Raw genomic sequence first — 20,968 nt, 5'->3', positions numbered from 1 at the left:
AGCATCAGGTACAATTCCCGGCTATTTTTCAGCGGGCAATCTGCCTGCAGCCTTTTTGAGTGTTGACCCGTGAGTGATTTGAGTCATATCCGCAATTTCTCCATCATCGCCCACATTGACCATGGCAAGTCGACGCTGGCCGATCGATTCATCCAGATGTGCGGCGGCCTCGCCGAGCGTGAAATGGAAGCCCAGGTACTGGATTCCATGGACCTCGAGCGCGAGCGCGGGATCACCATCAAGGCCCACAGCGTTACTTTGTACTACAAGGCCAAAGACGGCATTACCTACCAGTTGAACTTCATCGACACCCCAGGCCACGTCGATTTCACTTACGAAGTCAGCCGTTCCCTGGCGGCCTGCGAAGGTGCCTTGCTGGTGGTTGACGCCGGCCAGGGCGTTGAAGCGCAGTCGGTTGCCAACTGCTACACCGCGATCGAGCAGGGCCTGGAAGTCATGCCCGTGCTGAACAAGATCGACTTGCCCCAGGCCGAGCCTGAGCGCGTCAAGGAAGAGATCGAGAAGATCATCGGCATCGATGCCACCGACGCCGTCACCTGCAGCGCCAAGACCGGCCTGGGTGTCGACGAAGTGCTCGAGCGCCTGGTGCACACCATTCCCGCCCCGACCGGCAACATCGAAGACCCGCTGCAAGCGTTGATCATCGACTCCTGGTTCGACAACTACCTGGGCGTTGTTTCCTTGGTTCGCGTGCGCCACGGCCGCGTGAAGAAGGGCGACAAGATCCTGGTCAAGTCCACCGGCAAGATCCACCTGGTGGACAGCGTCGGTGTATTCAACCCGAAACACACCGCGACCGCTGATCTGAAAGCTGGTGAAGTAGGTTTCATCATTGCCGGTATCAAGGACATTCACGGTGCGCCAGTGGGCGACACCCTGACCCTGAGCAGCACGCCGGACGTCGACGTACTGCCGGGCTTCAAGCGCATTCAGCCACAGGTCTACGCCGGCCTGTTCCCGGTCAGTTCCGACGACTTCGAAGATTTCCGCGAAGCCCTGCAAAAACTGACCCTCAACGACTCGTCGTTGCAGTACACCCCGGAAAGTTCCGACGCCCTGGGCTTCGGCTTCCGTTGCGGCTTCCTGGGCATGCTGCACATGGAAATCATCCAGGAGCGCCTTGAGCGCGAATACGACCTGGACCTGATCACCACTGCGCCAACGGTTATTTTTGAGCTGTTGCTGAAAACCGGTGAAACGATTTACGTCGATAACCCGTCCAAGCTCCCGGATCTGTCGGCGATCGAAGACATGCGCGAGCCTATCGTGCGGGCCAATATCCTGGTTCCGCAGGAGCACTTGGGCAATGTCATCACCTTGTGCATCGAGAAGCGTGGCGTCCAGCGCGACATGCTGTTCCTCGGTACGCAGGTGCAAGTGACCTACGATATGCCGATGAACGAAGTGGTTCTGGACTTCTTCGACCGCCTCAAATCCACCAGTCGCGGCTATGCTTCGCTGGATTACCATTTCGATCGTTACCAATCGGCTAATCTGGTGAAACTGGATGTGCTGATCAACGGCGACAAGGTAGATGCACTGGCGTTGATCGTGCACAAGGACAACGCGCATTACAAAGGTCGGCAGTTGACCGAGAAGATGAAAGAACTGATTCCGCGCCAGATGTTCGACGTCGCGATCCAGGCCGCCATCGGCGGGCAGATCATTGCGCGGACCTCCGTCAAGGCTCTCAGAAAGAACGTACTGGCCAAATGCTACGGCGGTGACGTAAGCCGTAAGCGCAAGCTGCTTGAGAAGCAAAAAGCCGGTAAAAAACGCATGAAGCAAGTAGGTAACGTGGAAGTTCCACAAGAAGCCTTCCTTGCGGTGCTCAGGTTGGATAGTTAGGTCCTATGTCGCTAAATTTCCCGCTGTTGCTGGTCATCGCCGTTGCCGTTTGCGGTCTCCTGGCGTTGCTCGATCTGGTGTTCTTCGCCCCGCGTCGGCGGGCGGCTATCGCCTCCTATCAGGGCAGCGTCAGCCAGCCCGATGCGGTGGTGGTCGAAAAGCTGAACAAAGAGCCCCTGCTGGTTGAATACGGCAAGTCGTTCTTCCCGGTATTGTTCATCGTGCTGGTGTTGCGCTCGTTCCTGGTGGAGCCGTTTCAGATCCCGTCGGGGTCGATGAAACCTACCCTGGACGTGGGCGACTTCATCCTGGTGAACAAGTTCTCCTACGGGATTCGCCTGCCGGTGATCGACAAGAAAGTCATCCCGGTGGGTGACCCGCAGCGCGGCGATGTGATGGTGTTCCGCTACCCAAGCGACCCGAACGTCAACTACATCAAGCGTGTCGTGGGCCTGCCGGGCGACGTGATCCGCTACACCAGCGACAAGCGTCTGTTCGTCAACGGGGAATCGGTGGCCGAGAAGCTGCTGGGCACCGAGCCGAACACCCTGGGCAGCGCCGAGCTGTACCAGGAAAAACTCGGTACGGTAGAGCACGAAATCCGCAAGGAAATGAGCCGCTACCGCGCAATGCCTGATGGCCAGTGGAAAGTGCCGGCCGGTCACTACTTCATGATGGGTGACAACCGGGACAACTCCAACGACAGCCGCTACTGGGATGACCCCAGCATTCCCAAGGACCTGCTGGGCATGGTTCCCGACGAGAACATTGTCGGCAAGGCCTTTGCGGTCTGGATGAGTTGGCCGGAACCCAAGCTCAGCCACCTGCCGAACTTCTCGCGGGTCGGGCTGATCAAGTAATACAGACGGCGCTGTTCACACAGCGCCGAATGCTTTTCTGGGGTTGGGACAAACATTGGCCCGGCTTCATGCGACACCAATCAGGATTTGAATTTGAACACTGCGTCAATCGTCGATGGCCGCCGGTGCCACCAACTAGATATGGATAAACCGTGACCGTTTCTCTAAGTCGTCTCGAGCGCCAGCTCGGCTACACCTTCAAGGACCAGGAATTGATGGTCCTTGCCCTCACACACCGCAGCTTTGCAGGGCGTAATAACGAGCGCCTGGAATTCCTCGGTGATGCCATCCTCAATTTCGTTGCCGGTGAAGCGCTGTTCGAGCGTTTCCCTCAAGCCCGCGAAGGCCAGCTGTCACGCCTGCGTGCACGGTTGGTGAAAGGCGAAACCCTGGCGGTACTGGCCCGTGGTTTTGGCCTGGGCGAATACCTGCGCCTGGGTTCCGGTGAATTGAAAAGCGGTGGTTTCCGCCGCGAGTCGATCCTGGCCGATGCCCTTGAGGCGCTGATCGGTGCGATCTACCTCGATGCCGGCATGGAAGCGGCGAAGGAGCGCGTCACTGCCTGGCTGACCTCCGAGATCGAGAGCCTGACGCTGGTCGATACCAACAAAGACCCCAAGACCCGCCTGCAGGAATTCCTGCAGTCGCGCGGTTGCGAACTGCCACGCTACGAAGTGGTGGACATCCAGGGTGAGCCCCATTGCCGCGTATTCTTCGTGGAATGTGAAATCACCTTACTGAACGAAAAAAGCCGAGGCCAGGGTGTGAGCCGTCGTATTGCCGAACAGGTAGCGGCCGCTGCAGCACTGATTGCCCTGGGCGTGGAGAATGGCCATGACTGATTCAACCGCAACACGCTGTGGCTATGTCGCCATCGTTGGACGCCCGAACGTGGGCAAGTCCACGTTGCTGAACCACATCCTGGGCCAGAAGCTCGCGATCACCTCGCGCAAGCCGCAGACTACCCGCCACAACATGCTGGGCATCAAGACCGAAGGCAACGTGCAAGCGGTCTACGTCGACACCCCGGGCATGCACAAAGGTGGCGAGAAAGCCCTCAACCGCTACATGAACAAGACGGCTTCGGCCGCGTTGAAAGACGTCGACGTGGTGATCTTCGTGGTTGACCGCACCAAGTGGACCGACGAAGACCAGATGGTTCTGGAGCGCGTGCAGTATGTCACCGGCCCGTTGATCGTCGCCCTGAACAAGACCGACCGCATCGAAGACAAAGCCGAGCTGATGCCGCACCTGAGCTGGCTGCAGGAACAACTGCCGAACGCCCAGATCATCCCGATTTCGGCCCAGCACGGGCACAATCTCGATGCGCTGGAGCGTGTGATCGCCGAGCACCTGCCGGAGAACGAGCACTTCTTCCCGGAAGACCAGATCACCGACCGCAGCAGCCGTTTCCTCGCCGCCGAACTGGTGCGCGAGAAAATCATGCGCCAGATGGGCGCCGAGCTGCCGTACCAGATCACCGTGGAAATCGAAGAGTTCAAGCAGCAGGGCAAGACCCTGCATATCCATGCGCTGATCCTCGTCGAGCGTGACGGCCAGAAGAAAATCATCATTGGCGACAAGGGCGATCGCATCAAGCGCATCGGCACCGAAGCGCGCAAGGACATGGAGTTGCTGTTTGACTCCAAGATCATGCTCAACCTTTGGGTGAAGGTGAAAGGTGGTTGGTCCGATGATGAGCGCGCACTGCGTTCTCTGGGTTACGGCGACCTTTAAGCAGAACACCGCAGGACTGAAAATGTGGGAGGGGGCTTGCTCCCGATGGCGGTGGGTCAGTTAATACATAAGTGACTGACCACCGCCATCGGGAGCAAGCCCCCTCCCACATTCGGTTTGTGCAGTTTTCAAAAAATGCATTCCAGCAGTGAGCCTCCATGTCCCAGCCCACCAGCCAACCCGCCTACGTCCTGCACAGCCGCGCCTACCGCGAGACCAGTGCCCTGGTGGACTTCCTCACCCCTCAAGGCCGCCTGCGTGCGGTGTTGCGCAGCGCACGGGGTAAGGCGGGCACATTGGCGCGGCCGTTCGTGGCCCTGGATGTGGAGTTTCGCGGCAAGGGCGAGCTGAAAAACGTCGGCCGCATGGAAAGCCTGGGCACCTCGGCCTGGCTCAATGGCGAGGCGCTGTTCAGCGGCCTCTACCTCAACGAACTGCTGATCCGCCTGCTGCCCGCCGAAGACCCGCACCCGGCCGTTTTCGATCACTACGCCGCCACGCTGTTGGCCCTCGCCGAAGGCCGCCCCCTGGAACCGCTGCTGCGCGCCTTCGAATGGCGGTTGCTGGATGATCTGGGCTACGGCTTCGAACTCGCCAACGACCTGCACGGAGCACCGATCGCCGCTGATGGCATGTACCGCCTGCAAGTCGACGCCGGCCTTGAGCGTGTGTACCTGCTGCAACCCGGCCTGTTTCAGGGCACTGAGCTGCTGGCCATGAGCGAAGCCGATTGGAGCGCCCCGGGAGCCTTGTCCGCCGCCAAGCGCCTGATGCGCCAGGCCCTGGCCGTGCATCTGGGGGGGCGGCCACTGGTCAGTCGCGAGTTGTTTCGAAAGCCCTGACAACCCCGTGTATGCTGTGCAGCGTTTCTTTCCCTTTTCAGGAGCGCTTCCGTGACCACCAGCAACCGCATTCTTCTTGGCGTCAACATCGACCACGTCGCCACTCTGCGCCAGGCCCGGGGCACCCGTTACCCTGACCCGGTCAAGGCCGCGCTGGACGCTGAAGAAGCGGGCGCCGACGGCATCACCGTGCACCTGCGCGAAGACCGTCGCCATATCCAGGAGCGTGACGTGCTGGTGCTCAAGGATGTGCTGCAAACCCGCATGAACTTCGAAATGGGCGTCACCGAAGAAATGATGCAGTTCGCCGAACGCATCCGCCCGGCGCACATCTGCCTGGTGCCGGAAACTCGCCAGGAACTGACCACCGAAGGCGGTCTCGACGTCGCCGGCCAGGAAGCCCGGATCAAGGCGGCCGTGGAGCGCCTGTCGAAGATCGGCAGCGAAGTCTCACTGTTCATCGACGCCGACGAGCGCCAGATCGAAGCCTCGCGTCGTGTCGGCGCGCCGGCGATCGAACTGCATACCGGCCGTTACGCCGATGCCACCACGCCAACCGAAGTGGCCGAGGAACTGCAACGCATCATTGATGGCGTGAGCTGCGGCCTCAAGGCCGGCCTGATCGTCAATGCGGGCCATGGCCTGCACTACCACAACGTCGAAGCCGTGGCGGCGATCAAGGGCATCAACGAGTTGAACATTGGTCACGCGTTGGTGGCCCATGCGCTGTTCGTCGGTTTCAAAGGCGCCGTGGCCGAGATGAAGGCGCTGATCCTGGCCGCCGCCAAGGCTTGAGATCCCGTGTGGGAGCGGCTTGCTCCCACATGAGAAGTCTTACTGTTTAGACCCCGCCGGTGTATCGTATCTGCCCTTTGCAGGGCTTGGTCCTGCGGCAGATACGTGAGGTTGTTGTGTCCCGATCCTTTTCCCGTCGACAAATCCTGGGTGGCCTCGCCGGCCTTGCCGTAGTGGGCGTGGGGGCCGGTGGTGCCTATCGCTACTGGCTGGGGAAAGTCGCCGAGGCTGAAGCGGGGCATGACTACGAGTTGATCGCTGCGCCCCTGGACGTGGAACTGGTGCCGGGACACAAGACCCAAGCCTGGGCGTTCGGCCCTTCGGCGCCGGGGACCGAGTTGCGCGTGCGCCAGGGCGAATGGCTGCGCGTGCGCTTCATCAACCACCTGCCGGTCGCTACCACGATCCACTGGCATGGCATTCGCCTGCCGCTGGAAATGGACGGCGTGCCGTACGTGTCACAGCTGCCGGTGTTGCCGGGTGAATACTTCGACTACAAATTCCGCGTTCCCGATGCCGGTAGCTACTGGTATCACCCCCACGTGAACAGCAGTGAAGAACTCGGCCGTGGCCTGGTCGGGCCGTTGATCATCGAAGAGCGCGAGCCTACAGGCTTCAAGCACGAACGCACCCTGAGCCTGAAAAGCTGGCACGTGGACGAGGAGGGCGCCTTTGTTGCCTTCAGCGTACCGCGTGAGGCGGCGCGTGGCGGTACTGCCGGGCGTTTGTCGACCATCAATGGCGTCTCCCAGGCGGTGATCGATTTGCCGGCCGGGCAGATTACCCGTGTGCGCCTGCTCAACCTCGATAACACCCTGACCTATCGTCTCAATATTCCCGATGCCGAAGCGCAGATCTACGCCCTGGACGGCAACCCCGTCGAGCCGCGCCCACTGGGCAAGGAGTACTGGCTGGGCCCTGGCATGCGGATTTGCCTGGCGATCAAGGCGCCGCCGGCGGGTGAAGAACTCTCCCTGCGCAACGGCCCGGTGCGCCTCGGTACGTTCCGCTCGGTGGCCAACACCGATGCACCCACCGAATGGCCTGCAGCCTTGCCGGCCAACCCGATCAGCGAGCCGGACCTGGCCAACGCCGAGAAACTCAACTTCAATTTCGAATGGGTGGGCACCGTGTCGGTGGACGACGGTAAACCGCCGAGCCTGTGGCAGATCAACGGCAAGGCTTGGGATATCACCGACAAGACCTGCGCCGACCGCCCGATTGCCAAGTTGGAAAAGGGCAAGAGCTACATTTTCGAATTGAAGAACATGACCCAGTACCAGCATCCGATCCACCTGCACGGCATGAGCTTCAAGGTGATCGCTTCAAACCGCCACAAGGTGATCCCGTACTTCACCGACACCTACCTGCTGGGCAAGAATGAGCGTGCCCGCGTGGCGTTGGTGGCGGATAACCCGGGGGTGTGGATGTTCCACTGCCACGTGATCGACCACATGGAAACCGGCCTGATGGCCGCCATCGAGGTGGCGTAATGCGCCAGATCCGTCCCGCAGCCATTATCGACCGCAGCCGCGACCAGGACTTCATGCGCGAAGCCCTGGCCCTCGCCGCTCAAGGCGCTGCATTGGGTGAAGTGCCGGTAGGCGCGGTGCTGGTGCAGGAGGGTGAAATCATCGGCCGCGGTTTCAACTGCCCCATCAGCGGCAACGACCCCAGTGCCCACGCCGAAATGGTCGCCATCCGCGCCGCCGCGCAGGCGATCAGCAATTATCGGCTGGTCGGCAGCACGCTGTATGTGACCCTGGAGCCGTGCAGCATGTGTGCCGGGCTGATCGTGCACTCGCGCATTGCGCGGGTGGTGTATGGCGCGCTGGAGCCCAAGGCCGGGATTGTGCAGAGCCAGGGGCAGTTTTTCACCCAGGGTTTTCTCAACCATCGGGTGTTGTTTGAAGGGGGCGTACTGGCCGAGGAATGCGGCACGGTGCTCAGCGAATTCTTCAAGGCCCGCCGAGCCAAGCCATCTCTCTAAACAACCCTGGGGGTTAAAAAATGTGGGAGGGGGCTTGCTCCCGATGGCGGCCTGTCAGTCAGTTTATGTGTGACTGATGCACCGCTATCGGGAGCAAGCCCCCTCCCACAATTTGATCTCTATTGCTTCAGTGAATGATCAGCGTTATTTCTTGGCGATGATCACCGCCCGCATCGGCGCCGGCAGCCCTTCGATGGTCTTGCTGTGATCATCGGGGTCGAGGAAATCACTCAACGACTGATACTTCATCCACTCCGTGCCACGCTGTTCCTCCACCGTCGTTACGCTGACGTCCACACAGCGCACCTCACTGAACCCGGCCCGTCGCAGCCACAGCATCAACGCCGGTACCGACGGCAGGAACCACACGTTACGCATCTGCGCGTAGCGATCTTCCGGCACTAGCACTTGCTGTTGATCGCCTTCCACCACCAGGGTTTCCAGGACCAATTCGCCGCCTTTGACCAGGGTGTCTTTCAGCGCCAGCAAATGCTCGATCGGCGAGCGGCGGTGATAAAACACGCCCATGGAAAATACCGTATCGAAGCCTTCCAGATTCGCCGGCAGATCTTCGAACGGGAAGGGCAGGTGCCAGGCTTTGGGTTCGGACAAGTAACGCTGCACCGCCTGGAACTGGCAGAAGAACAGCCAGTTGGGGTCCACGCCGATCACGCTGTCAGCCCCGGCACCGAGCATGCGCCACATGTAGTAGCCGTTACCGCAGCCGACATCGAGGATGCGTTTGCCTTTCAAGTTCAGGTGAGGCGCCACCCGCGACCACTTCCAGTCCGAGCGCCATTCGGTGTCCACATGCACGCCGAACAGATGGAACGGCCCCTTGCGCCACGGGCTCAGGCCCATCAACGCGGTGCGCATCTGTGCGCGGGTGGCATCGTCGCAGTCGGTGTCGAGTGTCAGCCCATTGATCAGGTCGACTTCGCTGGGCTGGATCTGCGGCAGCGCGTCCAACGCACTCTGCCAACGCTCCAAGTCGCCATGACCCTTTTCCATCTTGCTATCGAGTTGCGCTTGCAGGCCCTGGGCCCACACGGCCAGGGGAGTGCCGACCAAGTGGCGGGCGAGGGGAGACAGATCAATCATGGCAAGGCAATCAACGAGGCAAAGTTAAGACACTGGAACCACGGCACGACTTTCGAGAATCCGGCGGCCAGCAGGCGTTCGCGGTGTTCTTCGAGGCTGTCGGGCTTCATGACGTTTTCGATGGCGCTGCGCTTCTGGGCAATTTCCAGTTCGCTGTAGCCGTTGGCGCGCTTGAACGCGATATGCAGGTCGGTGAGCAACGCATGCTCTTCAGGATCATTGAAGCGCAGCTTTTCCGACAGGATCAACGCACCGCCCGGCAGCAGCGACTGGCGGATGCGCGTCAGCAGGCCCAGGCGTTCGGCGGGATCGATAAATTGCAGAGTGAAGTTCAACGCCACCACCGAGGCCGGCTGGAACTGCAGCGCGAGGATATCGCCCTCGATGACTTCAACCGGCAACAGCTCCTGGAACATCGAGTCCTGGCCATTGAGGTATTCGCGGCAGCGCTCGACCATCGCCGCCGAGTTATCCACCGCGATCACCCGGCAACCGTCGGTGCGCACATGGCGGCGCAGGGCCTGGGTCACCGCCCCGAGGGACGCGCCCAGGTCGTAGAGCACGCTGTTGGGTTGGGCAAACTGCGCCGCGAGCACGCCGAGGTTCTCGACGATGGTCGGGTAACCCGGCACCGAGCGCTTGATCATGTCCGGGAACACCCGCACCACGTCCTCGTTAAAGGCGAAGTCCGGCACCTGGGGCAGGGGCTGGGCGAATAGGCGATCGGGTTCTTTGCTCACGGTTGTTCCGGCATTGATGTGGAAAAGGCCGGCATTTTAGCCAAGTTGGCCCGCGTGTGCGCGGGTTGTCTGATAATACGTGTAGCGAGGCGGAAAACGCGCTCAGGCTCGCCTGATATTTCTCTATGAGCGTTCTCCGCTGAGATTACAGATAGTGTTTGACGTAGATCACAGATCTTCCCGAAAGTGGATGTGTCTCTCCGGCAGCGTTCGTAACAGTCCCATCGAACGTAAATTCGAAGTGTTCGAAAGCACCGTTGTGGAGGGTACTCACAAATACGTTGCCCGTATCCGCGGTGTATTCGATGAGCTGCTCCAAAGCAGGCGTCCCGGTGGAAACTGTATACTTAAGCGCGTGAAACTGCCCCCCTGATCCGTTTGCTGGGTAGACCCCCGGCTGGATATTCCTGTTAAACGACAGTCCAAGGCGCCGGTTGCTTTGAGTGGAGCCAGGGTTTTGGCTAATTAAGACGTCGTAATGTCCGAACGGGCTGTGAAGGTCAATGGTACGGCTAATAAAAGTTGCCGCACCGGGTGTATTCACTTCTGTATGAGTCGACAGTGAAACCCGAAAGTCGGCATTCTTGTTGTTTTTGTTAGCAGTCATGATTTTCTCCTGTAACGAAGGGGTTATGAGCCGCTACTAAGTTACAGGCGGTCGAGCGCGGAAGAGTCTGTCATAATTGACAGTTTTTTATGTTGATTAGAAGTAAATTTCGACAGTTTTATAATCTTTCGGTGTTGGATTTTTTAACGTGCAAATTTGTTTGTGCTTGAAAAGCCGAGGCGGTGATGCCCCACTGGCCGAGCCAGTAAGTGATGATCAATAGATAGGGCGCCGCGTCGAACGACACGACGAACCGATTGATGCCGATCAGCGTATCGGAAAACACAAATGACAGCGCTCCCGCAGCCGCCAGCAGTGCCGAGCGTTTCGGCACGTCGCTGCCCAGGCGTGCCAGTGCACGCCAGAGCATGGCGCTGATCACCGTTGCGTAAATCACTACCGGTATCAGCAAATCACCCAGGCCGTGGGCGATCAGGATGCTCAACAGCACGGCGCCCACCCCCAGCGCCAATATCAATGGCAGCAGCGCCAAGCGGCGGCAGTCGCTGAAATACGCTTTGAGATACGCCAGGTGTGCGAATAGAAATGCACCCAGGCCAAAGATAAACAGGTCGCCCGGCCAGGCGAGCAATACATCGCCTACCAGGGAAAAGATCAGCCCCAGGCTGATCCAGCGTCGATAGTCGGTGGGCGGCGCATCATGCAGCCAACCCAGCAGCGCAAGCACCGGCATGGGTTTGACCAGCAGGCACAACAGTGCCGCGTGAGTGCTCAGGCCGTAGATAAAGGTGCCGGCACCCATCAACGCAAGGATCAGCCAGGGCATATCAGTTCACCGTAATGGCGCAGTCGAAGGTCTCAGTGGGTTCGGCTTCCGGCTCCCAAGGCTGCTGGGAGGTCAGGCGCAAACGGCCCTGGCCTGCGGCAAACGCCTGGAAGCGCCAGGTGGATTGGCCGCCGCCGCCGATCACGCCGGATTCCGCGCTGCTGTAGACCTCCGGACTCAGGGCGCGCAGCACGCCGCCGGCGGAGTCCTGGATGGCCCAGCGGTAACCGGTGGTGGGGTTGCTGGGTAGGGTGAGGATCAGGTTTTGCCCGGATTTAAGCTGGAGCGGGCAGGCGCTTTGGCTGTCCACGGTGACGTTTTGCTTCGGCGCACTGGCACACGCGGCGAGCAGAGCAAAGCTCAGGGGGAGTAGCAGGCGGGCAGCGGTCATGGAGCCTCCGTTCATTTACGACGAACGGCGAGCATAACCGAAGATGAGACAAGGTGTGACAAGCTGCTGTAGTGAGCGGGCTTGTCCCGCGCTGGGGGGCGAAGCCGCCCCAATAAAAACGCCGCATTTCTGCCTGAGAGAATGCGGCGTCTGGTTTTGGGGCGGCTGCGCCCCCCAGCGCGGGGCAAGCCCGCTCACTACGGGATCAGAAGAGTACTTTGGCCACGTCTGCGAAGCGCTTGGCAAAGTGCACCGTCATGCCTTCCTTCAAATACTCCGGCAGCTCTTCAAAGCTCCCGCGATTGGGCTCCGGCAAGATCAGCTCATGAATCTTCTGGCGCCTCGCCGCGATCACCTTCTCGCGCACCCCGCCAATCGGCAGCACGTGCCCGGTCAACGTCAGCTCGCCCGTCATGGCCACGCCTTTTTTCGGCGGCTGGTTACGCGCCAGCGACAGCAGCGCACTGGCCATCGTCACGCCCGCACTGGGACCATCTTTCGGCGTGGCGCCTTCCGGTACGTGCAGGTGCACGAAGGCTTCGTCGAAGAACTTCGGGTCACCGCCAAACGACTTCAGGTTCGAACTGATGTAGCTGTAGGCGATTTCGGCGGACTCCTTCATCACTTCGCCCAACTGCCCGGTGAGCTTGAAACCGCGATTGAGCGTGTGAATGCGCGTCGCCTCGATCGGCAGGGTCGCGCCGCCCATGCTGGTCCAGGCCAGCCCCGTGATTACGCCGGTGCCGGACAGCACTTGCTCGTTACGGAACACCGGCATACCCAAGGCACTTTCCAGGTCCTTGTTGCCGATCTTGATCACCGAGTCCGGTTCATCCAGCAGCTTGACCACCGCCTTGCGCACCAATTTGCCCAGTTGCTTCTCCAACTGGCGCACCCCGGCCTCTCGCGCATAACCGTCGATCAAGGCGCGCAGGGCGCCGTCGCTGATGGTCAGGCTGGTTTTCGCCACGCCGGCTTTTTCCAACTGCTTGGGCCACAGGTGGCGCTTGGCGATGGCGACTTTTTCTTCGGTGATATAGCCCGACAGGCGGATCACTTCCATCCGGTCCAGCAATGGGCCGGGGATCGAGTCCAGGGTGTTGGCGGTGCACACGAACAGCACCTTGGACAGGTCCAGGCGCAGGTCCAGGTAGTGGTCGAGAAATTCGACGTTCTGTTCCGGGTCGAGGGTTTCCAGCAGGGCCGAAGCCGGATCGCCCTGGAAGCTCTGGCCCATCTTGTCGATCTCGTCGAGCATGATCACCGGGTTCATCACTTCCACATCTTTCAATGCCTGCACCAGCTTGCCCGGCAGGGCGCCGATGTAGGTACGGCGGTGGCCCTTGATCTCGGCCTCGTCGCGCATGCCGCCGACGCTGAAACGGTAGAACGGCCGGCCCAGGGACTCGGCGATGGATTTACCCACGCTGGTCTTGCCCACGCCCGGCGGGCCCACCAGCAGCACGATGGAGCCGGCGACCTCGCCTTTATAGGCACCCACCGCGAGAAATTCGAGGATGCGGCTCTTGATGTCATCCAGGCCGGCGTGGTGCTTGTCCAGCACCTTGCGTGCATGTTTGAGGTCGAGCTTGTCCTCGCCATACACGCCCCACGGCACCGAGGTCGCCCAGTCCAGATAGTTGCGCGTGACCGCGTATTCGGGCGAGCCGGTTTCCAGGATCGACAGCTTGTTCATTTCTTCGCTGATGCGTTTCTGTGCCTGGGTCGGCAGCACTTTGCCCTCCAGGCGCTGCTCGAACTGCTCGACGTCCGCACTGCGGTCATCCTTGGTCAGGCCCAGCTCTTGCTGGATGACTTTGAGCTGTTCCTTGAGGAAGAACTCGCGCTGGTGCTCGCCGATCTTGCGGTTCACTTCGGCTGAGAGTTCTTTTTGCAGGCGCGCGACTTCTACCTCTTTGCGCAACATCGGCAGCACTTTTTCCATGCGTTTGAGCATGGGTACGCAGTCCAGCACTTCCTGCAACTCATTACCGGTGGCCGAGGTCAGCGCGGCGGCGAAGTCGGTGAGCGGTGACGGGTCGTTGGGGCTGAAGCGGTTGAGGTAGTTTTTCAACTCTTCGCTGTACAGCGGGTTGAGCGGCAGCAGTTCCTTGATCGCATTGATCAGCGCCATGCCATAGGCCTTGACCTCGTCGGTCGGCTCGCTGGGCTGATGCGGGTATTCGACTTCCACCAGGTACGGTGGGCGGTGGTGCTTGAGCCAGGTCTTGATGCGCACACGGGTCAGGCCCTGGGCCACGAATTGCAGCTTGCCGTTCTCGCGGCTGGCGTGGTGCACCTTCACCAGGGTGCCGTACAGCGGCAGGCTGGAGGTATCAAAGTGACGGGGATCTTCGGGCGGTGTGTCCATGAAGAACAGGGCCAGGGAATGGTGGTCGGATTTGCTCACCAGCTCCAGGGTTTCGGCCCACGGCTCTTCATTGACGATCACCGGCAACACTTGCGCCGGGAAGAACGGGCGGTTGTGGATCGGGATGATGTAGACCTTGTCCGGCAGGTTCTGCCCAGGCAGGGCCAGGCCGGTGTTGGAAGACGGCGTTTCTGCGTTTTCGGGGTCGGCGTAGTCGTTGATATCGTAATCAGGGAATGCTTGCTGGTCGCTCATGGGGCACCTGCATCAGTAAGTATGCAGGTTAGATGGGGCGGGACCGTGGTGGTTTCAATGGCCGCGAGCACTTAGCAACAAATTGCATGAAATTCCTGCGGTGACTCGGCCGATGGCGTCAGCTGATTTTGTGCAGGTAGGCGGGCAATGGCTGCTCGGGCAGCACCGACAACACTTTCAAACGCTGCAACATCCGCTGGCGTGCGCGTTGCAGATGTTCACGCAGGTTCAGTGCCGCCGCATCAAACGCACCGTGCAGCAGCAATTCCAGAATCAACCGGTGTTCGGCCAACATCGCAGGGTCGGCACCAATGCCCAGTAAACGGTAAAAAATCCGACTGATGATCATCGGGCTCTGGCCCTGGCGGATCAGTGCGGCAATCTTGCGGTTTTGCAGGCCGGCCAGGCAGTGCTGGTGCAAGTCCTCTTCGATCTGTTCGATGGCTTCCAGGCTGCACTGAGGGTTGTCCTGGGCGTCCAGCACGCGCTGCAGCATCGTTTCAAGCCGCTCGCGATCAAGGTGAGGGGCGCTCTGGCGCAGGGCTTCGGGCTCCAGGCAGGCGCGCAGTTCGTAGTCTTCGGTAACTTCGCGTGCGGTCAAAGGCCCCGCCAGCCATTGCGAGTAGGGCTCCTTCTCGACCAAGCCACGGTCGCGCAGCCGCATCAGCGCTTCACGCACCACGGCTCGGCTGACGCCGTAGTGGTCGGCGGCGGCTTGTTCGTCCAGGCGGTAATGGCCGAAGGCGATGCACGTGGAGAGCGCCGCACCGATTTCCTCGACGATGCGCTCGCCCAGTGGCCGAGTGTCCACCAGCTCCACTTCGCCATTGAGCCCCAGGTGCGCATGGCTCAAGGGCAGGCGCAGGGGCTCCATGGCCAGGCCTTCGGGGTTGATCAGGTAGCCGCGACCGTTGAAGCGGCAGATCAAGCCTTCGGCGTGCAGCAGGTCCAGCGCCTTGCGCACCGGTACGCGACTGGTGCCGAACAATTCGGCCAGTGGCGCTTCCAGCAGGACCAGCCCATGGCGGGCGGTACCGCTGACGATCGCTTCGCGCAACACTTGATGAATCATCGCGTAGCGGGAGGCCGAGGCGGACACTGCTTTCATCGCGTTCTCTGGTCAGGTAGGACGGTGGCCGGGGATTCTCTCACAGTTGCGCCTGTCACTCTGTACCCCGGCAAAGGCACTTTTCTGGGGCCGTTACGGCAGGAATGTTACTTTTCTGCACCAAAATGTACTTATTGATAAAAGATACATTATTCAGGTCGCGGTTTGTCCCGGCGGTCTCATTTGAATTTTTTATCGGATCCCAGCCCCTCTATCCCGTAGTTATTAGAGATAAACCAGACTGGCATACACAAGTCACCCGTTAAGACTGGCACGGAATCTGCCTTTGTAAAATGTACATTTTATTAATAAGTACGTTTTATAGAGAGTCGTCACTATGTCAGACGCCACTTCAATGGCTGAGGCTTTCGCCAGCGGCCGCAGCGATCCGGTAGAGGTGCTCGAACAGGTGCTGGTCCATGCGAGCATGGCCCCCAGCGTATTTATCGGCCTGAGCGCCGAACGTGCCCGTCGCGAGGCCGAAGCGGCCGCCGCTCGCTGGCGCGCCGGCCAACCCTTGAGCGTATTCGATGGGGTGCCCCTGGCCTGGAAGGATCTGTTCGATGTGGCCGGTAGCGTCACCACCGCCGGCGCCGCCTACCGTCGCACGGCACCGGCCGCCTTGCTTGATGCACCGAGCGTGGGGCTGCTGTGCCGTGCCGGGATGGTCAGCGTGGGCAAGACCAACCTCAGCGAGCTGGCCTATTCCGGCCTGGGCCTGAACCCGCATTTCGGCACGCCGTACAATCCCCATGGCACTGACCGGCCGCGCATTCCTGGCGGCTCGTCTTCAGGTTCGGCGGTGGCCGTCGCCGCCGGGATCGTGCCGATCGCCATGGGCACCGACACCGCAGGCTCCATCCGCATTCCCGCGGCCTTCAATGGCGTGGTGGGTTACCGCGCCAGCAGCCGTCGCTACAGCCGCGACGGCGTGTTCCCACTGGCCCGCACCCTCGACAGCCTCGGCCCGTTGACCCGCAGCGTGCGCGACGCGCTTGCCATCGATGACCTGCTCAACGGGCGTACGCAGTTGCACATTCCGCGCAGCCTCAAGGGCCAGCGTTTTGTGCTGGAGCAGGGCGCACTGGAGGGCATTGAGCCCGCCGTGCGCAATAACCTGCTGCGTGCGACGGATCAATTGAAAACCGCCGGGGCGTTGATCAGCGTGCGCCCGTGCATCGCGTTCCAGGCCACGCTGGACCTGATCCGGGACCACGGCTGGCTCGGCTCATTCGAAGCGTTCGCCTTGCATCAAGCCTTGCTCGACAGCGCCGATGCCGAGCAACTCGACCCCCGCGTACGCCGCCGCCTCGAAGCTGCGCGCGCATTGCCGGCCAGCCAACTGATCCACCTGCTCGATGCGCGTCGGCAATTGCAGCAACAGCTGAGCGACGACCTCGACGGCGCCATCCTGATCACGCCCACCGTTGCCCATGTGGCCCCCGCGCTGGCACCGCTGGAGGCCGACGACGAACTGTTCGTGCAGACCAACCTCGCCACCCTGCGCCTGACCATGCCCGGCAGCTTGCTGGATATGCCCGGCGTCACCCTGCCCAGCGGTCGCGACGCCCAGGGCTTGCCCACCGGGCTGCTGCTCAGCGCGCCGATGGGCGAAGACGCACGCTTGTTACGGGCCGCGTTGTCCGTCGAATCCGTACTGACTATTTAAGGAGACACACCATGGCTAAAGACATCCTTTGTGCATTTGGCGTCGACGTTGACGCCGTTGCCGGCTGGCTCGGTTCCTATGGCGGCGAAGATTCGCCGGATGACATCTCCCGTGGCCTGTTCGCGGGAGAGGTCGGTGCGCCGCGCCTGCTCAAATTGTTCGAGCGCTACGGTTTGCGCACCACCTGGTTTATCCCCGGTCACTCAATGGAAACCTTTCCCGAGCAGATGAAGGCCGTGGCCGACGCCGGACATGAAATCGGCGTGCACGGCTACAGCCATGAAAACCCCATCGCGATGACCGCCGAGCAGGAAGAAATCGTCCTGGACAAGTCCATCGAACTGATCACCCAAGTCACCGGCAAACGCCCCACCGGCTACGTCGCACCCTGGTGGGAATTCAGCAAGGTCACCAACGAGTTGCTGTTGAAAAAAGGCATCAAGTACGACCACAGCCTGATGCACAACGACTTCCACCCTTACTACGTGCGCAAGGGCGACAGCTGGACCAAGATCGACTACAGCCAGCACCCCGACACCTGGATGAAACCCCTGGTGCGCGGCGAAGAAACCGATCTGGTGGAGATCCCGGCCAACTGGTACCTCGACGACCTGCCGCCGATGATGTTCATCAAAAAAGCCCCCAACAGCCACGGCTTCGTCAACCCGCGTCACCTGGAAGAAATGTGGCGCGACCAGTTCGACTGGGTCTACCGCGAACACGAACACGCCGTGTTCACCATGACCATCCACCCCGACGTGTCCGGTCGCCCGCAAGTGTTGTTGATGCTTGAGCGTTTGATCGAGCACATCCAGAGCCATGCCGGCGTGCGCTTCGTCACCTTCGACGAAATCGCCGACGACTTTATCCGCCGCCAACCGCGTACCTGACCCTACAGGATGCGTTCGACCCCCCACTTTGCGAGGCGCGATTCATGTCCATCTACAACAAGCTTGACCTGACTGGCTGGAAACCCCGGCAACTGACGTCCCAGGAAGTGCGCTTCGCAACCTGGATCGCGTTTTTCGCCTGGGTGTTTGCGGTGTACGACTTCATTCTGTTCGGCACCTTGCTGCCGGAGATCGGCCGGCATTTCGGCTGGAGTGAAGTGGAGCAAGCGCAGATTGCGACTTGGGTGGCGGTGGGCACGGCGGTCGTCGCCTTTGCCATCGGCCCTGTCGTCGATAAATTGGGGCGACGCAAAGGCATCATTTTCACCGTGGCCGGGTCTGCGCTGTGTTCGGCGTTGACGGCCATCGGCGGGGCTTGGGGCAAGTCGCCATTGATTCTGATCCGTTCGTTGGGCGGGCTGGGCTATGCCGAGGAAACCGTCAACGCCACTTACCTGAGTGAGCTGTACGGTGCCTCGCAAGATCCGCGGCTGACCAAGCGCCGTGGCTTCATCTACAGCCTGGTACAAGGCGGCTGGCCGGTGGGCGCGTTGATCGCCGCCGGGTTGACCGCGTTGTTGCTGCCGGTCATCGGTTGGCAGGGCTGTTTCATCTTCGCCGCGATCCCGGCCGTCGTGATCGCGATCCTGGCGCGCAAGCTCAAGGAAAGCCCGCAATTCCAGATCCACCAACGCATCAGCGAACTGCGTAAAAACGGCGCAGTGAACGAAGCGCAGAACGTCGCCGTGACCTACGGCGTGGATTACGACGAACACAGCAACGCCGGCCTCAAGGCGGCATTCCGTGGCCCCGCGCGGCGCGCCACCTTGGTGATCGGCGCCGCGCTGTTGCTCAACTGGGCGGCGATCCAGGTGTTCAGCGTGCTCGGCACGTCGGTGATCGTCAGCGTGCACCACATCTCGTTTGAGAACTCGCTGATCATCCTGGTGCTGTCCAACCTGGTGGGTTACTGCGGTTACCTCAGCCACGGCTGGATGGGCGACAAGATCGGCCGTCGCAATGTCATCGGCCTGGGCTGGATGCTCGGTGGGCTGTCGTTTGCCGGGATGCTGTTCGGGCCAAGCAACATGCCGATGGTAGTGGGGCTGTACAGCCTGGGGCTGTTCTTCCTGATCGGGCCTTACTCGGCGGCGCTGTTCTTTATCAGTGAGAGCTTTCCCACCAGCATCCGCGCCACCGGCGGCGCGATCATCCATGCGATGGGGCCGATTGGCGCGGTGGTCGCCGGGTTCGGCGCGACCCAGGTGTTGTCCGCCGGCAGTGACTGGCAAACCGCCGCGTTGTGGTTCGGCGCATTGCCGTGCTTTTTGTCCGGAGCGCTGATGTTCGCCGCACGCCATGTGCGCCCGGAAACCGTTCAATAAGGAGTGTGCGATGAAGCGTAAAGTTGCCTTGATCACCGGTGCCGCCAGCGGCATCGGCCAAGCCCTCGCCGTAGCCTATGCGCGCAGCGGCGTCGCGGTGGCGGGCGGGTATTACCCGGCTGATCCACATGACCCGCAGACCACGGTTCGCTGGGTGGAGGCGGCGGGCGGCGAGTGCCGGATGTGGCCGCTCGATGTAGGCGACAGCGCCTCGGTGGACGCGCTCGCGGCGCAGACCGTGGAGCATTTCGGGCGGTTGGATTACGCCGTGGCCAATGCCGGCTTGCTGCGCCGCGCGCCGCTGTTGGAGATGACCGATGAGTTGTGGAACGAGATGCTCAATGTCGACCTGACCGGCGTGATGCGTACCTTTCGTGCTGCCGCCCGGTACATGGGCGAGGGCGGCGCACTGGTGGCGATTTCATCGATTGCCGGCGGCGTGTATGGCTGGCAGGAGCACAGTCACTATGCGGCGGCGAAGGCGGGCGTACCGGGGCTTTGCCGTTCGCTGGCGGTGGAGTTGGCGGCCAGGGGAATTCGTTGCAACGCGGTAATTCCCGGGTTGATCGAGACGCCGCAGTCGTTGGATGCGCAGAACTCCCTTGGCCCGCAGGGCCTGGCAAAAGCTGCGCGGGCAATCCCGCTGGGGCGGGTCGGGCGGGCCGATGAAGTGGCGGCGCTGGTGCAATTCCTGACCAGTGATGCGTCGAGCTACCTGACCGGGCAAAGCATCATTATCGATGGCGGCCTGACCGTGCGCTGGCCCGATTGACAGGTGCCCACATGGGCTCCGTGTTTGCTTCAGGAGATTTGACATGCCTCAACTGACCAACCGCCGCGCCGTGATCACCGGCGCCGGCAGCGGTATCGGTGCCGCCATCGCCCGGGCCTACGCCGCTGAAGGTGCGCGCCTCTTGCTGGCCGACCGCAATGCCGCAAGCCTGGCCGAAACCGCGATCACCTGCCGCAACCTCGGCGCCGAGGTCGTCGAATGCCTGGCCGATGTCGGCTGCGTCGACGGTGCACAGGCCAGTGTCGACCGTTGCGTCGAGCATTATGGTGGCATCGATATTCTGGTGAACAACGCCGGCATGCTCACCCAGGCGCGCTGCGTCGACCTCACCCTTGAAATGTGGAACGACATGCTGCGCGTCGACCTCACCAGTGTGTTCGTCGCCAGCCAGCGTGCCTTGCCGCATATGCTCGCGCAGCGCTGGGGGCGGATTATCAACGTGGCCTCGCAACTGGGGATCAAGGGCGGCGCCGAGCTGACCCATTACGCAGCGGCCAAGGCTGGGGTGATCGGCTTTACCAAGTCCCTGGCGCTGGAAGTGGCCAAGGACAATGTGCTGGTCAACGCCATCGCCCCCGGCCCGATCGAAACGCCCTTGGTGGGCGGTATCAGCGACACCTGGAAACGCGCCAAGGCCGCTGAGTTGCCTCTGGGGCGCTTCGGTTTGGCCGATGAGGTGGCACCTACCGCCGTGCTGCTCGCCAGCGAGCCGGGCGGCAACTTGTTCGTCGGCCAGACCCTGGGCCCGAACTCCGGCGACGTCATGCCATGAGCGGGG

General features: G+C 61.3%; 20 protein-coding genes. 13 read left to right on the top strand and 7 right to left on the bottom strand.

Annotated elements, in window-relative coordinates; translation table 11 throughout:
* Positions 1 to 69 precede the first annotated feature (69 nt).
* The 8 genes from lepA to tadA all read left to right on the top strand — a co-directional run bounded on the left by lepA (position 70) and on the right by tadA (position 8,093).
* Positions 70 to 1,869 (top strand): translation elongation factor 4, encoded by a 1,800-nt coding sequence (lepA, locus tag JBE38_RS14340; protein WP_090366560.1) that lies wholly within the window; start codon positions 70 to 72, stop codon positions 1,867 to 1,869.
* A 5-nt stretch (positions 1,870 to 1,874) separates the two neighbouring features.
* Positions 1,875 to 2,729, top strand: a complete 855-nt coding sequence (gene lepB, locus JBE38_RS14335; RefSeq protein ID WP_060754982.1) for a signal peptidase I — start codon at positions 1,875 to 1,877, stop codon at positions 2,727 to 2,729.
* Between the two features lie 152 nt (positions 2,730 to 2,881).
* On the top strand, positions 2,882 to 3,571 hold the full coding sequence (gene rnc / locus JBE38_RS14330) for a ribonuclease III (RefSeq protein WP_033902449.1): 690 nt from the start codon (positions 2,882 to 2,884) through the stop codon (positions 3,569 to 3,571).
* The gene (era, locus tag JBE38_RS14325) at positions 3,564 to 4,466 is read left to right on the top strand and encodes a GTPase Era (RefSeq protein WP_205344534.1); all 903 of its coding nucleotides are present in this window, start codon (positions 3,564 to 3,566) and stop codon (positions 4,464 to 4,466) included. Before rnc ends, era begins: the two co-directional genes overlap by 8 nt.
* Positions 4,467 to 4,624: 158 nt before the next feature.
* Positions 4,625 to 5,308 (top strand): DNA repair protein RecO, encoded by a 684-nt coding sequence (recO, locus tag JBE38_RS14320; protein WP_060754486.1) that lies wholly within the window; start codon positions 4,625 to 4,627, stop codon positions 5,306 to 5,308.
* Between the two features lie 51 nt (positions 5,309 to 5,359).
* Positions 5,360 to 6,103 carry a pyridoxine 5'-phosphate synthase gene (gene pdxJ, locus JBE38_RS14315; protein WP_060754485.1) on the top strand — a complete coding sequence of 248 codons (744 nt, stop codon included), beginning with the start codon at positions 5,360 to 5,362 and terminating at the stop codon, positions 6,101 to 6,103.
* 116 nt (positions 6,104 to 6,219) lie between these two features.
* Positions 6,220 to 7,596, top strand: a complete 1,377-nt coding sequence (locus tag JBE38_RS14310) for a multicopper oxidase family protein (protein ID WP_104996208.1) — start codon at positions 6,220 to 6,222, stop codon at positions 7,594 to 7,596.
* On the top strand, positions 7,596 to 8,093 hold the full coding sequence (gene tadA / locus JBE38_RS14305) for a tRNA adenosine(34) deaminase TadA (RefSeq protein ID WP_060754484.1): 498 nt from the start codon (positions 7,596 to 7,598) through the stop codon (positions 8,091 to 8,093). Before JBE38_RS14310 ends, tadA begins: the two co-directional genes overlap by 1 nt.
* 144 nt (positions 8,094 to 8,237) lie before the next feature.
* Here tadA and cmoB read toward each other — a convergent pair whose 3' ends face one another.
* The 7 genes from cmoB to JBE38_RS14270 form a co-directional block, all read right to left on the bottom strand.
* The gene (gene cmoB / locus JBE38_RS14300) at positions 8,238 to 9,194 is read right to left on the bottom strand and encodes a tRNA 5-methoxyuridine(34)/uridine 5-oxyacetic acid(34) synthase CmoB (protein WP_060754483.1); all 957 of its coding nucleotides are present in this window, start codon (positions 9,192 to 9,194) and stop codon (positions 8,238 to 8,240) included.
* Positions 9,191 to 9,934 (bottom strand): carboxy-S-adenosyl-L-methionine synthase CmoA, encoded by a 744-nt coding sequence (cmoA, locus tag JBE38_RS14295; protein WP_090366557.1) that lies wholly within the window; start codon positions 9,932 to 9,934, stop codon positions 9,191 to 9,193. Before cmoA ends, cmoB begins: the two co-directional genes overlap by 4 nt.
* Before the next feature lie 145 nt (positions 9,935 to 10,079).
* On the bottom strand, positions 10,080 to 10,541 hold the full coding sequence (locus JBE38_RS14290) for a hypothetical protein (protein WP_205344533.1): 462 nt from the start codon (positions 10,539 to 10,541) through the stop codon (positions 10,080 to 10,082).
* A 118-nt stretch (positions 10,542 to 10,659) separates the two neighbouring features.
* Positions 10,660 to 11,328, bottom strand: coding sequence for a lysoplasmalogenase (locus JBE38_RS14285; protein ID WP_205344532.1), 669 nt, complete (start codon positions 11,326 to 11,328; stop codon positions 10,660 to 10,662).
* A 1-nt stretch (position 11,329) separates the two neighbouring features.
* On the bottom strand, positions 11,330 to 11,719 hold the full coding sequence (locus JBE38_RS14280; protein WP_090366553.1) for a protease inhibitor I42 family protein: 390 nt from the start codon (positions 11,717 to 11,719) through the stop codon (positions 11,330 to 11,332).
* A 205-nt stretch (positions 11,720 to 11,924) separates the two neighbouring features.
* Positions 11,925 to 14,345 (bottom strand): endopeptidase La, encoded by a 2,421-nt coding sequence (gene lon / locus JBE38_RS14275; protein ID WP_090366551.1) that lies wholly within the window; start codon positions 14,343 to 14,345, stop codon positions 11,925 to 11,927.
* 118 nt (positions 14,346 to 14,463) lie between these two features.
* Positions 14,464 to 15,453, bottom strand: a complete 990-nt coding sequence (locus tag JBE38_RS14270) for a GntR family transcriptional regulator (RefSeq protein ID WP_205344531.1) — start codon at positions 15,451 to 15,453, stop codon at positions 14,464 to 14,466.
* Positions 15,454 to 15,790: 337 nt separating this feature from the next.
* Between JBE38_RS14270 and JBE38_RS14265 the strand changes: the two genes are divergently transcribed.
* The 5 genes from JBE38_RS14265 to JBE38_RS14245 are packed head-to-tail and all read left to right on the top strand — an operon-like array spanning position 15,791 to position 20,962.
* The gene (locus JBE38_RS14265) at positions 15,791 to 17,122 is read left to right on the top strand and encodes an amidase (protein WP_090366548.1); all 1,332 of its coding nucleotides are present in this window, start codon (positions 15,791 to 15,793) and stop codon (positions 17,120 to 17,122) included.
* An 11-nt stretch (positions 17,123 to 17,133) separates the two neighbouring features.
* Positions 17,134 to 18,012, top strand: coding sequence for a polysaccharide deacetylase family protein (locus JBE38_RS14260; protein WP_010212857.1), 879 nt, complete (start codon positions 17,134 to 17,136; stop codon positions 18,010 to 18,012).
* A gap of 44 nt (positions 18,013 to 18,056) precedes the next feature.
* Entirely contained in the window at positions 18,057 to 19,397 is a 1,341-nt protein-coding gene (locus JBE38_RS14255; protein WP_090366547.1) for an MFS transporter, read from the top strand.
* Positions 19,398 to 19,407: 10 nt separating this feature from the next.
* Complete coding sequence (locus JBE38_RS14250; protein ID WP_205344530.1) at positions 19,408 to 20,169, top strand: SDR family NAD(P)-dependent oxidoreductase; 762 nt, start codon at positions 19,408 to 19,410, stop codon at positions 20,167 to 20,169.
* 43 nt (positions 20,170 to 20,212) lie between these two features.
* Positions 20,213 to 20,962 carry an SDR family NAD(P)-dependent oxidoreductase gene (locus tag JBE38_RS14245; protein ID WP_090366543.1) on the top strand — a complete coding sequence of 250 codons (750 nt, stop codon included), beginning with the start codon at positions 20,213 to 20,215 and terminating at the stop codon, positions 20,960 to 20,962.
* The last annotated feature ends 6 nt before the right edge of the window (positions 20,963 to 20,968 follow it).

The sequence above is a fragment of the Pseudomonas sp. ICBG1301 genome (assembly GCF_016918385.1).
GTDB classification, from domain to species: domain Bacteria; phylum Pseudomonadota; class Gammaproteobacteria; order Pseudomonadales; family Pseudomonadaceae; genus Aquipseudomonas; species Aquipseudomonas palleroniana.
Note: the sequence above shows the minus strand (reverse complement) of the source record. Positions and strands in the feature narration are given on the sequence as shown.